This window comes from Paenibacillus sp. FSL R7-0128 (assembly GCF_038002245.1).
GTDB lineage: Bacteria > Bacillota > Bacilli > Paenibacillales > Paenibacillaceae > Paenibacillus_AQ > Paenibacillus_AQ silagei.
Genome location: NZ_JBBOCD010000001.1, coordinates 7,702,526 through 7,714,987 on the forward strand (window position 1 = coordinate 7,702,526; position 12,462 = coordinate 7,714,987).

General features: G+C 52.2%; 12 protein-coding genes. 1 reads left to right on the forward strand and 11 read right to left on the reverse strand.

Annotation, left to right across the window (positions count from 1 at the left end; genetic code table 11):
* Window positions 1-50 precede the first annotated feature (50 nt).
* The 3 genes from NST26_RS33110 to NST26_RS33120 form a co-directional block, all read right to left on the reverse strand.
* Window positions 51-281: a cold-shock protein gene (locus NST26_RS33110; RefSeq protein ID WP_036699797.1), complete on the reverse strand. Its 231-nt coding sequence runs from the start codon at window positions 279-281 to the stop codon at window positions 51-53.
* A 91-nt stretch (window positions 282-372) separates the two neighbouring features.
* Window positions 373-573, reverse strand: coding sequence for a cold-shock protein (locus tag NST26_RS33115; RefSeq protein WP_019914582.1), 201 nt, complete (start codon window positions 571-573; stop codon window positions 373-375).
* 394 nt (window positions 574-967) lie between these two features.
* Window positions 968-2,215 (reverse strand): S1C family serine protease, encoded by a 1,248-nt coding sequence (locus tag NST26_RS33120; protein ID WP_036728019.1) that lies wholly within the window; start codon window positions 2,213-2,215, stop codon window positions 968-970.
* A 356-nt stretch (window positions 2,216-2,571) separates the two neighbouring features.
* On the opposite strand from NST26_RS33120, the gene NST26_RS33125 reads away from it, so the two are divergent.
* Window positions 2,572-2,778: a hypothetical protein gene (locus tag NST26_RS33125; RefSeq protein WP_209879260.1), complete on the forward strand. Its 207-nt coding sequence runs from the start codon at window positions 2,572-2,574 to the stop codon at window positions 2,776-2,778.
* On the opposite strand, the gene NST26_RS33130 is transcribed toward NST26_RS33125, so the two are convergent.
* From NST26_RS33130 to NST26_RS33165, 8 genes are all read right to left on the reverse strand, one after another.
* Entirely contained in the window at window positions 2,747-3,553 is an 807-nt protein-coding gene (locus tag NST26_RS33130; RefSeq protein ID WP_036699804.1) for an MBL fold metallo-hydrolase, read from the reverse strand. The two genes, NST26_RS33125 and NST26_RS33130, sit on opposite strands and share 32 nt — an antisense overlap.
* A 16-nt stretch (window positions 3,554-3,569) precedes the next feature.
* Window positions 3,570-4,310 (reverse strand): two-component system regulatory protein YycI, encoded by a 741-nt coding sequence (gene yycI / locus NST26_RS33135; protein WP_076081897.1) that lies wholly within the window; start codon window positions 4,308-4,310, stop codon window positions 3,570-3,572.
* A 48-nt stretch (window positions 4,311-4,358) separates the two neighbouring features.
* Window positions 4,359-5,651, reverse strand: coding sequence for a YycH family regulatory protein (locus NST26_RS33140; protein WP_339252624.1), 1,293 nt, complete (start codon window positions 5,649-5,651; stop codon window positions 4,359-4,361).
* The gene (gene walK / locus NST26_RS33145; protein WP_036728025.1) at window positions 5,648-7,480 is read right to left on the reverse strand and encodes a cell wall metabolism sensor histidine kinase WalK; all 1,833 of its coding nucleotides are present in this window, start codon (window positions 7,478-7,480) and stop codon (window positions 5,648-5,650) included. The genes NST26_RS33140 and walK overlap by 4 nt, the downstream gene beginning before the upstream one ends.
* On the reverse strand, window positions 7,480-8,211 hold the full coding sequence (gene yycF / locus NST26_RS33150; protein ID WP_036728027.1) for a response regulator YycF: 732 nt from the start codon (window positions 8,209-8,211) through the stop codon (window positions 7,480-7,482). Before yycF ends, walK begins: the two co-directional genes overlap by 1 nt.
* Before the next feature lie 171 nt (window positions 8,212-8,382).
* A complete protein-coding gene (locus tag NST26_RS33155) occupies window positions 8,383-9,933 on the reverse strand; it encodes a M23 family metallopeptidase (protein WP_339252627.1) in 1,551 nt (516 codons plus the stop codon).
* Window positions 9,934-10,187: 254 nt separating this feature from the next.
* Window positions 10,188-10,865, reverse strand: a complete 678-nt coding sequence (locus NST26_RS33160) for a hypothetical protein (RefSeq protein WP_036728087.1) — start codon at window positions 10,863-10,865, stop codon at window positions 10,188-10,190.
* Between the two features lie 214 nt (window positions 10,866-11,079).
* On the reverse strand, window positions 11,080-12,366 hold the full coding sequence (locus tag NST26_RS33165) for an adenylosuccinate synthase (RefSeq protein ID WP_076081902.1): 1,287 nt from the start codon (window positions 12,364-12,366) through the stop codon (window positions 11,080-11,082).
* Window positions 12,367-12,462 lie beyond the last annotated feature (96 nt).

Sequence of the window (12,462 nt, forward strand, 5' to 3'; positions counted from 1 at the left end):
CTTGAAGGTGTCCTGCATATATAGTTGTCTTGACTCATAAAGGTATTGGTCTAGGTAATGGAAATACCTTTCTTAAGCGATTTGAGATCGCCATTTGAATTAAGCAATTGCGGCAGCATCTTCATGCTACGAACCATTGGGGAATGACAGAGACGGCAGGAAGGCGCATGTTCAAATGCGAAATTATCCCTCATCCATCCATTGCAATCCTCGTTGGTACAGGCCCAAATTGCGGTATTTTCTTCCGGTACTTCCTCCAAAGGCTTTTTCCGGTAGTTCATTGCCGTTCCTCCCTTCCTTTATGTTGCAAGCAAGTGATGATAAAAAAAGACCGTCCCAACTTTCACAAGCGGGGACGGTACCTTCTATTAATTACAGTTTTACAACGTTTTCGGCTTGTGGTCCGCGGTTGCCTTGAACAACGTTGAATTCAACGCGTTGGCCTTCGTCCAAAGTTTTGAAGCCGTCGCCAGTGATTGCGCTGAAGTGAACGAATACGTCGCTTCCGCCTTCAACTTCGATGAAACCGAATCCTTTTTCTGCGTTGAACCATTTAACTGTACCTGTTTGCATGTGTGTTACCTCCACAAATTTAAATTAATATGTTCTTTTTATCTTCAGACAAAGAAAAAATTCACACATTGAGAAAGGTTGTAGCTTTGGTTGACAGCCCTTTTCAATGCGAGAATAAGGTATCAATGTAAGAACAATTTCATGTTACCACACCTTAATAACAAAGGCAAGCTGTTCTATCCTAATTCCTCCGTTTTTTCCCTTATAAGGACTACTTCCCAATGTAAGGGCTACCAGTCATAATAAATTGTAATATTTATACCCATTGCTACCAATTACCCCATTTATTTATTCTTGAAACAGCCCCGCCCTCTTCTTTTTTTCCTGAAAAGGACGGCTTGAACTGTTTCCGTAATCGTGACTGCCTCATTATTATATACGGCCATTTCCAATTTTATTCCTCTGGCTTCTCAAGAAGCTGGACTGTGGTCTGCTTCACTTCACCATTGCGGTAGAAGGTAATCTTCAGCTTATCGCCGATCTTGGTATGATCGTACAGATATTTGCGCAGCGACAGCGTGGAGGTAATCGGCTTATCGTTGAACTTGGTAATCACATCGTTAAGCTGCAGACCCGCTTCCTTCGCCGGTCCCACAGCATCCAGAACCACAACCCCATCGGTCACTAGAGACGGAAGATTGAGCTCCTTACGCTGGTCATCGGCCAGCGGTACATAAGGATTATTCAGATCCACTGAATAGACGCCCAGGTATGACCGGGCTATCCGGCCTTTGGAGGTAAGCTCATTGGCTGTATCCACCACGTGATTGGAGGGAATCGCAAAGCCCAGTCCCTCTACCCCCGTATCGGAGATCTTCATCGTATTGATACCAATCACCTTGCCGTCCAGATCCACTAGTGCGCCCCCGCTGTTGCCCTCGTTAATGGCCGCATCCGTCTGGATCACTTCCTGCTCCCAATCGTACACGCCATCCTGGTTCAGTGACACTGGAATCGTCCGCTCTGTGTAGCTGACAATGCCGGAAGTCAGTGTATCTCCAAGCCCCAGCGGGTTGCCGATGGCAATGACAGTCTCACCCAGACGCAGCTTGGAGGAATCCCCGATCTCAGCAATCCGGTCGATTCCCTTGCCGTCAATGGAGAGCACAGCAATATCGCTCACCTTGTCGGCACCTACCAGCTCCGCCTTGTGTGTCACGCCGTCTACTGTAACCACTTCCAGCTTGCCGGCACCCTCAATGACATGATTATTCGTGATGATAAATGCCTTATTGTCATCCTTCTTATAGATAACTCCCGAGCCTAGCGCGGATTCATCGAGAATATTAAGTTCCTTATTATCTTGTTTATGATTAATGATGCTCACTACCGCAGGGCGGATATGTGCAGCAGCCTGAATAATCCGGTCATACGGATCTGCGCTGCTCGCAGCCACCTTATCAATAACCACCGGAGCCTGAGCTCTCTCAGCGGCGAATTGTCCCGTTACCAGACTGAACAGCAGCACAGCCGCTACAGCACTGCAGACAGAGCTGATCAGCGAGATCTGCCAAGTTGCCAGCGACCGCTTCGATTTGCGGACAGCCCACTTGCCGTCAGCATATCCGCCGGTTGATTTAGATTTGCCGCTTTTGCGCCGTGACACCTTGGTTGAATAGAAATCATCATCAAATAATCCCATGTTACACTCTCTCCCCTCTATTGCCACCGCATTCACGACCTGAACGCCAAGCAACCACGCCCGAGCTTAACCGCTATATCTCTTAGACTTCATGAAGTACTAAAAGGTTTCACTTGATTTATTCACCACATTCCAGTGGGTTCTAAGCGCAAGGGATGTCTATTATTCTAATAAGCTACTAAAAAGTTTAACAGCTTGTATCCGGAATATTTTGCAACTTAAAAGACTACAATAGGATTAGAACGCTCTATATGATTGTATCACAGGCAGCCGCGCTGCCCACATGTTTTCTATGTTAAATAAATGTAAATTATTCACAGCTTCATTACTATCCATTTCACAAGGAGGGCCGGACTATGGAGTCTTTTTCAACAAGTAAAGATCTGGTGCAATTCATTGGCAAGCTGGGGGACCTTAAGGATGAACATTATCAGCTGATTCTTGTACAGCATGCAATGATTGAGCTGTTAATTGATAAAGGGCTATTCTCCCGCCAGGAGCTGGAGCACAAGATTACCGAGGTTGACCGTCTTATGACTGGCTCACCTTATCCCATGGCGTAGGCCGGTCATAGTAGGTGTCGCAGAGCCTGAACTCACTGTCTTTGTAAAAGCAGCCCCTGTCCTCCATCGCCCCGCGCACGGACATCTTCGCCAGATCCATCATATTATGGTCTCTGCTCAGATGTGCCAGATAGGCGCGCTTGGTCCGCCCGCTCAGAATCTCGCTGAGCGCTGCACCTGCCGCCTCATTGGACAGATGCCCCAGATCGCCGAGAATCCGCCGCTTCGTATTCCAGGGATAACGCCCCATCCGCAGCATTTCGATATCATGATTCGACTCCAGCACCAGCACATCGGCATCCGATATGGCCGTTCTCACCTTGTCGCTGACATACCCGAGGTCTGTCGCAACACACAGCTTCTCCTTGCCGTCATAGAAATTGTAAGCTACCGGCTCTGCGGCATCGTGGGAGATGGCGAAGGATTCCACCCGCATACTGCCGAAATCCCGGTGCTGCCCGGTCTCCATAATGACCCGGTTATGCTCCTCAATCTTGCCAATCCCCTTCTCAATCGCTCCCCAGGTGTTCGAATTCGCATAGATCGGAAGATTATACTTGCGGGCCATCGCGCCCAGCCCTTTAATATGATCCGAATGCTCGTGGGTCACAAGAATTCCGTCCAGCTCCGCTCCCGTCAGTTCGCGCATGGCCAGCAGTTCGTCAATGCGCTTCGCGCTCAGACCCGCGTCGATCATAAGTGTGGTCTCGCCGTTACGCACCACTGTCACATTCCCGGTAGAACCGCTGGACAGTACTGTAAATGAAATCCCCATATCTCTCCTGCTCCTTCTACTCTGTTGTCTTCGGACTGATAATGTCCGCACTGATCGCATCCATATAATAAGCACTGCCGTCCTCCAGCATGAACCGCCACATCGGCGAAGCCACCTGGCTCTCGGAGTTGAACAGCTCGCCGTAATAGCCCAACTCAATCTCCTTCACTGCAGAACCCGCAGGAAAATACTTCTCGATCAGACTGCTAAGCGCCTGCGAAGCCGGGAGCACCTTCTGCAGATCCTCGCTCCGGCTTGCTGCGATCTCAATCTTCGGCCAGCGGTAAGCCACAATCTTCTGGTCACTGTTAATCAGCTCCAGCCGCACTCTGAAGAGAGACCACTTGTTATCCACCAGCGGATGCAGGACGAACTTGCCGACCTCACTCTCCTGTGAATCGAACCGGTAATTGGCAATGTCGGGAATCTGGCTCTTCAGCAGATTGCTCAGCTCCGAGAACGAGGAGTACATCAGCTTGCTGTCGATCGGCTCCTTAAGCTTCACAGGCAGTTCATTCTGCTCTTCGGCCGAATAACGGTACGTGATATCAGGCAGCTGCGGAGTAGCAGCCGGAATCGGGCATAGCAGCCGGATGTTCTTCTCCTCCATCACCGCCTGAGTCTCTGCGGACAGGGAAGTGAAGTCAAGTCCCGCACTGACCTGATCGCGCACATCGATCCATAGCTGATAGCACAGCAGCAGATTCAGCACCAGAAAGGCATATATCAATACACTCTTGGCCCTTCCCCAGTCCATAACGTCCCTCCTCGAATCGGTATTCTGTCCGCTTGGCTTAACTCCGCCCTAATTCAATGTAAGCTCACTGCCATCGCTAAGCGTAACCCGCCAGACGGGATGAAGCTGCAGCTTCTCCCCGGCCAGCGCAGGCATATAAGCAGGCGTAAGCTCAATAATCCGCAAGGAGCTGCCGATCTGCGCCAGCCGCTGCTTCAGCAGTTCGCCGCCGGGCAGCTCGACAATGGTCTTCTCAGACTTCTCCTCATTCGTATACATCAGGGAGCGCTCATAGGAAGAGACCGTTCCCTGCTGGAGCTCCAGATGAATTACGCCATACTGAAGCTGCGGATTGCTCATGATCGGATAGGAGCCGGACGGATAAGCGCCATAATATTGTTGAAAAGAAACCTTGCGGTCCTGCCGGCCCTCCTCCGTAGCAGCCAGCCTGTAGGTTCCGTTCCAGCCGCCATGGTTATTGACGAATTCCACCGCCTCCAGCGCATCCTTTGCCGGTGTGCTGTCGCCATCCGGCAGTGCAGCCGGGTCGCTATAACTCATCCAGTTCTGCTCCTGGTCCACCTGCAGACTGCGTTTGCTGTCCGTGTAAATTTTGGAACCGTCCTTCTCAGGAATGTATCTTGTATTGCCTGCATCGAAAAACAGATTGCTCTGCATTTGCTCAATGGTATACATACCCGCAGGCATCACGACTTTAACCAGCGGAACATCCGCCTCAGGGACATAATACTCACCGTTCACGGCTGTATACAGAGTCAGATTCTTGCCGAAGTCCACATGCTGCTGCACATCCTGAACCGTAAGATCGGCCTTGGCCGCCTCGTACACAATATCCCCGCGTGTGCTGAAGAAGATGACATGGGCTTTGGAGTCATTTTTGATATTGTAGATCCAGATCCGGTCAATGCTCTCCCCCTCGAACAGCGAATCCGGCGAGATCTGCATGACCCGCTGCAGCAGCGTTACCGGAATGCCTGCCCCGAACGACAGCTCAATGCCCGGATTCTCGCTGCGGATCTTGTCCCAGTCGAAATCCTGTACGGACCGCCGCTGGAAGCTCTCGAAGCTGCGTCCCTTCAGGCGGTTCATAATCAGATTATAGAAGGTGGAGCTGGGGTAGAACAGTGTATGCTTGTCCCCGCCCATATGAATAATCATTTTATCGGGGTAGAGCAGGTTCTCCACCTTTTCCTTCAGTCCCATATTATCCGTCTTCACATATAAGGTCTTCGACAACACTGCCGAATCACTGCCGGGCAGCCTGTAGATCAGGTAATAGCTCTCCACGAGACTTCCGAGTATAAGCAGAACCAGCATCCAAGACTTGATTCTCTCCTTCACGCCTCACTCCCCCTTTGCTTCATCAAAGGCAGTGTGAATGTGACCAGCGAGCCCTCATTCAGCTCCGATTGCAGGGAGATGGAGCCGCCGTGGGCTTTGACAATTTCCCGGGCAATGGACAGCCCCAGACCTGTTCCGCCCATGTTCCGCGAGCGTGCCTTATCCACCCGGTAGAAGCGTTCAAAGATGCGCTCAATATCCTTCTTCGGAATCCCTATACCGGAGTCGCGGACAGACACGGCCAGCATGCCGTCCTCGCTCTTATGCGCCTCCAGCTGGATTGTCCCGCCCTCTGGCGTATACTTGAGGGCATTGGAGACCAGATTGCCCAGCACCTGATCAATCTGGTCGCGGTCCAGCCAGGCTGTAGCGACATCCTTACGCACCCTGGTGCTGATGTGAATCCGCTTCTGGCGGATCTGGAAGGAGAAGCGGTCCGCCACATCCTCCAGCATCTCGGTGATATCCGTCTGCTGAATGCGCAGGCTGGATTCCTTAGAATCCAGCCGCGACAGATGCAGCAGATCCGTAACCAGCCGGATCATGCGCTCCGTCTCATTGCGGATAACGCCGACGAACCGCACGGCGAGCTGCGGATCTTCAAGTGCTCCGTCATCCAGCGCCTCCGCATAGCTCTTGATCGTCGTAAGCGGCGTCCGCAGCTCATGCGACACATTCGCCACGAACTCCCGGCGGGACTCCTCCAGATTCTCCTGCTCCGTAACATCCTGCAGCACTGCAATCGTCCCGGCGATCCGTCCGCCTTCGCGGCGGTGAATCGGGGTGAAGGTCACCCGCACAATATTGGGATCCTCGCCGACCATAGGAGACAGATGGAGCATAGCCGACTGGGGAACGCCCTGGGTCACCGAGACAGACTGCTCAGGCTCCAGACCCAACAGCCCGCCAAGCGAGGCTCCTGCCGGAAGCGGTCCTTCCGCACCTAGCATCAGGGCAGCGCGCGTATTCATCAGAATCACCGCGCCGCTCTCGTCTGTGGCTACGACACCGTCACTCATATTGGCGAGAATGGACGACAGCTTCTCCTTCTCCTCTTCGTTCTGCAGCAGCGCCTCGCGCAGCCGGTCCGTCATATAGTTGAAGGCCTGGCTCAGCTGGCCAATCTCATCATTGCCGAACACAGGTACCTTCCGGTTGAAGCGCCCTTCAGCCACAGCCGTGGCATGCTTGGTCATCTCCTTAATCGGATGTGTGATCGTATGGGCCAGAATGACACCCAGTACGGCCGTCAACGCCAGCGCCAGCAGCAGCCCTGAGAGGAACACACTGTTAATCCGGCTCATGGTGGCATATAAGTCTTTCATATCGGCAGCTATATAGATGGCGCCTACCACCTTATCACCGGAAATTACCGGCTTCGCCACTACCTTCTTGCGCACATTATCATCAGCGATGATATATTCCTCATTATCGCTGATCCCCTGCAAGGCGCGGCTGACCACGGTCTGCGTGTTCCGCTGGCCGACATAGTCATTCTGTGAAGGGATCGAGGTGGTAATAATCTTGCCGCTCGCATCCAGCACCTGAATTTCCGCACCGTTGATATACAGATTGTTCACCATGCCGCGCAGGCTCTCTACCGCCGATTCCTCATCGGCTGTTCCTGTCTCACTGCCGAATTTGTCAGCGGTGAGGATCGAGAGCATCTCGGCGCGGGCCTTCAGATCCTTGGTGAAGTTATCCGTCAGCGAGTTCTTCATCGAGCTGACAAAGTATACGCCGATCAGCTGCATCGCAATCAGAATCAGCAGCACGTAGATTACGATAAGCCTGGCCTGAATCGTCCGGAAAAAGGACAGTGCCTTCATTACAACCCTCCGTTTTTGGGGCTATGCATCAAATAACCGAGTCCGCGCCGGGTATGAATATACTCCGGCTTGCTGGGATTCTCCTCAATTTTTTCTCTGAGCCGGCGGATGGTCACATCCACCGTCCGCACATCGCCGAAATATTCGAACCCCCACACAGCCTGCAGCAGATGCTCCCGGGTCATTACCTTGCCCGCATGGCGGATCATATAATAGAGCAGCTCATATTCACGATGTGTCAGATCCAGCGGCTCACTATCCTTGTAGACCATGTACATATCCGTATCAATGAATAATCCGAAATGATAGACCCCCTGCTTGCTCTCCACTGTCTCACTCGGCGCTTCCGACGGGGACGGCTTATGCTGGCGCCGCATTTGGGCCTTAACCCTGGCCAGCAGCTCACGGGTACTGAACGGCTTGGTCACATAATCATCCGCACCAAGCTCCAGACCCAGCACTTTATCAATCTCCCCATCCTTGGCGGTAAGCATAATGATAGGAATATCCAGATGGGCAGAGCGCACCTCACGGCAGACATCCATTCCGTCCTTGCCGGGCAGCATGAGATCCAGCAGCATCAGATCGGGGCGTTTGGACAGAGCCAGCTCCACCGCACTGTTGCCGTCGAAGGCGCAGATGACCTCGTAGCCCTCTTTTTCCAGATTGAATTTCAATATATCAGCAATAGGTTGTTCATCATCCACTACAAGAATCGTTCCCATTTGCATATGCTCAGCTTCACCTTTCTAACGATACTCGAAACCCTGATTCCTTTATTTTAACATACCTGCCTTAGCGTCACATCTATATAAGATGCCAGTTCAAAGAGAAATAAAAACCGCCCGAAATGATCCGGACGGCAGAGAAGAATTATAGAATGGTGGTCTAGCTCTTATCCATTACTTCAGGTATTTCATTGGATTGATGGCCGTCCCGTTCTTGCGGATCTCGAAATGCAGATGCGTCCCCGTCGAGCGCCCGGTGCTGCCCATAATTCCGATGGGGCTGCCCTGTCCCAGCTTCTGTCCGGTAGAGACCGAAATACTGCTTAAATGCCCATAGTACGTAACGTATCCGTTGTTATGGTTAACGATCACCACATTGCCGTACCCGTTCTGCACACCAGCGAAGCTGACCGTCCCAGCATCCGCAGCCTTGATCGTGCGGTTGCCCGATACCAGATCGACTCCCTTGTGTGTGCGTCCCCAACGCTCGCCGTAGCTGCTGGAGATCATCGCTCCGCTAACCGGCCAGGCGAACATTCCTGTTCCTTCACCTACAACCTTGGTGCCGGAATAGACTACTTCAGGCAGAGAAGCCTTCACTACGCTCTGGCCCAGCCATTCCTCCTGAACCACCTGTCCGTTCTCTTTGGTCAGCCTGTACTTCATCGTTTTGAGCCCGGTTTGTCCGGGGCGGACTACCTTCCGCTTGCCTGCCGGCAGCTGGTCACTCTTGCGGATAATAACCTCAGGCTCCGTGACCACCTCTTCGGTTACCTGTTCTACGGTCACGACCGTTAGGTCAGGCTGTGGCACCGTTAGCTGCAATTCATCCCCAATCTGCAGACTAAGCTCCTTCACCTCGGGATTATTGCGGAAAATCTCCGCCTGAGTGATATTGAACCGGGAAGCAATAGCGGAGACTGTGTCGCCTTCTTGAACCGCATAGCGCAGCGGCGCCTCCCTGCCTTCGGTCAGCACCTTCACTGCCTCTTCTACACTAAGCACCTTATTGGGATCTGCCTTCACCGGAACAATATTAACTTTCTCCCGGATCTTGACTGACTCCACCTGATCATTGGCGGCTGAACCAGCAGCTCCCGCCTTGGCCGCTGTCTTCTTCAGCTTCGCACCCGGAGCTGCCGCCTTCTGCGGAGCGTAATGCGACTTAACGGCCTGAAGCACCGCCGCCGCCGTCTCCTGATCCTTCACAATCCCGAGTGGTTCCCCGTCCACAGCCAGTTGTACGCCTACGGCATAAGCCTTGAGCATACCATCCAGCTTGTCCAGTGTAGCCTCGCTGTTAATCTCCGGCTTGTAAGCCCGCTGGGCCTCGGTCGTAATACCGCCGGTCTGTAGCACCATCACAGAGTCAGGATACTTGAGCTGATATTCCCGTCTCTTCTCCTCGAACAGCTTGTTCAAATCCGCCTGCTGGTTCAGCGCTCCAATCTCCTCACCGTTCACCAGCACTTTGTAATAGGTTACTGTATTCGCTGCTACCTGCTTCTTCTGTGCCCCCACCAGGAAGGTGGTCAGCAGAACCAGACCGGCAGAAGCCAGTATCCATGAACGCCGGCGGCGGGATTTCATCTCCGGCTGAAAGACACGGGGTTCACCCGAAGTTATTGCATCCTTACCTTGTTCACCTGCAGCACCAGATCCTGCGGATGCTTCTGCACGGTTCCGCAGGTTCCCCATCTGGCGTATAAACTTAAATCCTTTCATGAAACTCTCCCTTTCGGCTGTAAAAACAAGAATGTATATGCTTCGTGCATCCGATTTGCATGAGTACGAATATGACTGTATGACGCATACGATAAAGGTTACAAAATATTAACCCTTATTAGTCCTTTTTTACTGTACCATAGCCTGAAGAAAAATTTCAACTTTGCTCCCATAGCAAAACCCGCCAATTTCGCGGGTTTATTCCCAAAATATGCGTTTTAAACGGCGAATTCGTGTCCAAAAAATGACAATTTTTAATTCTGATTCGTCCCTCCGCTATCTGGTGTAAGCATTTTCATCAGCGCCTTATATTCATCCTCATCTACGTACTTCGCAATGATACCCTGCAGTTCCGTTACTTCGCTCTCTGTCAAGCCGCCTTCCAGGGCAGCGGAGATCTTGATCATCTCCTCCTGGGGAAGCTTATTCATCAGAATATTGAAGATATTGGATTTCGCATTAGCGGGCAGGTTCTCCTTTAGATCATTCATAGCCTCCGGCGTCATCACCAGATTCTGGTCCAGCCCCTGCTCACTCTGTTCTTCTCCCGAAGCGGCTTGTCCCATCACAGGCAGTGCATTATCCGGCACCGTCTCGTCTACCGATTTCTCTTGAAGATTCCCGGCTTTTCCGCCACTGTTGTCCTTCTTCTCTACCTCCGTCTTGCTTGAATCAGCCTCCTTGGTGGAGTTTTTAGTCTCGTTTGAGGCCGCTTTGGAATTCTCCTTGGGGGCAGCCCCGCTGCCTCCCATACCGGTCAGACTCTTCACGAAGCCGCCGATTCCCGGCCCCGGCCCGTCCAGCTTGATATCGAAGCTGGCCAGCACCGACTGGATATACGTATTCACCACATAGGCCGTTGTCAGCATGGACAGGCCGCTCGCCAGCACCACAATCAGGCAGATGCTCAGCGCACGCTTCACTATTTTCACCAACATCACTCCCTTACACCCTGCTCTATTCAACCTCAGAAGAATCGGTTCGCTATGATCCCATTCTCACAGTATTGACTAGAACAACGTCCGGGAAACGTCCCCGAAGCACATTAAAGCTGATTACCTGCTGAACAATAATCCTGACAAAACAAAAACAGGAGCCTCACCGAGGCCCCTGCTCCTATACGTATCTATTTAGTTCTGCTTCAGCCTAGATATAGATTGGCAGTACTTGATTAGTCTGTTCACGGTTGCGGCCCACAGAGAAGATCGAGATTGGAATCCCCGTCAGCTCCGATACACGTTCCACGTATTTGCGTGTGTTGGCCGGCAGATCCTCCAGCGTCTTCGCCCCAGTGATGTCTTCGCTCCAGCCTGGAAGCTCCTCGTAGACCGCTTCACACTCTGCCAGCATTTTCAGGCTTGCCGGGTAATGTGTGATAATATCTCCACGGTACTTGTAGCCGGTGCAGATCTTCACAGTCTCAAGACCGCTCAGGACATCCAGCGAGTTCAGCGATAGGCCGGTGATTCCGCTGACGCGGCGGGCGTGACGCACAACCACACTGTCGAACCAGCCTACGCGGCGGGCGCGTCCGGTTACGGTTCCGTACTCATGCCCGGTCTCGCGGATATAATCACCGGTCGCATCGTTCAGCTCTGTAGGGAACGGGCCGTCTCCTACGCGGGTAGTATAAGACTTCGCCACACCGATAACCTGCTTGATCTTGGACGGGCCCACGCCCGAACCGATGCAGACGCCGCCAGCCGAAGGATTCGATGAAGTAACGAACGGATAAGTTCCTTGGTCGATATCGAGCATCACGCCCTGCGCGCCTTCGAACAGCACCCGGGAATCCGCATCAATCGCATCATTCAGTACCACCGAAGTATCGGTTACATAGCCGCGCAGCACTTCTGCATACTCCAGATATTTGGTCAGAATCTCTTCCACATTCAGCGGCTCAGCGCCGTATACCTGAGTGATCACCTGATTCTTCTCTTCCATCAATGGACGAAGTCTCAGCTCGAATTCCTCAGCGTCCATCAGATCAGCAATCCGGATGCCGTTACGGGCAGCCTTATCCATGTAGCACGGGCCGATCCCCTTGCGTGTTGTGCCGATTTTGTTCGGGCCTTTGCGGTCTTCCTCAAGCGCATCCAGCACCATATGATAAGGCATAATGACATGCGCTCGATCGCTGATTACCAAGTTCTTCGTATCGAAGCCATTGTCATGAATATAATTAATTTCTTGGATCAGCGCTTCCGGGTTAATGACCATTCCGTTGCCGATAACACAAGTCTTCTCTTTATAAAATACACCAGATGGAATCAAGCTCAGCTTGAACTTCTTTCCGTCAATCAGAATCGTGTGACCGGCATTGTTACCCCCTTGATACCGGGCGACCACATCTGCACTTTCCGCCAGAAAATCCGTGATCTTGCCTTTGCCTTCGTCTCCCCATTGTGTTCCCACGACGACTACCGTTGACATGTACATTCCTCCGTAGGTGCTAGCAAGCACCATTATTTTTCCGCTTATCATAGGGGCTCTGTACGCGCTTCATCTTGTACGCAGCCCTCCGGACAC

Excerpts from the sequence above, each read along its gene's own strand:
- NST26_RS33110 (WP_036699797.1), bottom strand. The coding sequence starts at position 281 with ATGAACTACCGGAAAAAGCCTTTGGAGGAAGTACCGGAAGAAAATACC.
- NST26_RS33115 (WP_019914582.1), bottom strand. The coding sequence starts at position 573 with ATGCAAACAGGTACAGTTAAATGGTTCAACGCAGAAAAAGGATTCGGT.
- NST26_RS33120 (WP_036728019.1), bottom strand. The coding sequence starts at position 2,215 with ATGGGATTATTTGATGATGATTTCTATTCAACCAAGGTGTCACGGCGC.
- NST26_RS33125 (WP_209879260.1), top strand. The coding sequence starts at position 2,572 with ATGGAGTCTTTTTCAACAAGTAAAGATCTGGTGCAATTCATTGGCAAG.
- NST26_RS33130 (WP_036699804.1), bottom strand. The coding sequence starts at position 3,553 with ATGGGGATTTCATTTACAGTACTGTCCAGCGGTTCTACCGGGAATGTG.
- yycI (WP_076081897.1), bottom strand. The coding sequence starts at position 4,310 with ATGGACTGGGGAAGGGCCAAGAGTGTATTGATATATGCCTTTCTGGTG.
- walK (WP_036728025.1), bottom strand. The coding sequence starts at position 7,480 with ATGAAGGCACTGTCCTTTTTCCGGACGATTCAGGCCAGGCTTATCGTA.
- yycF (WP_036728027.1), bottom strand. The coding sequence starts at position 8,211 with ATGCAAATGGGAACGATTCTTGTAGTGGATGATGAACAACCTATTGCT.
- NST26_RS33155 (WP_339252627.1), bottom strand. The coding sequence starts at position 9,933 with ATGAAAGGATTTAAGTTTATACGCCAGATGGGGAACCTGCGGAACCGT.
- NST26_RS33165 (WP_076081902.1), bottom strand. The coding sequence starts at position 12,366 with ATGTCAACGGTAGTCGTCGTGGGAACACAATGGGGAGACGAAGGCAAA.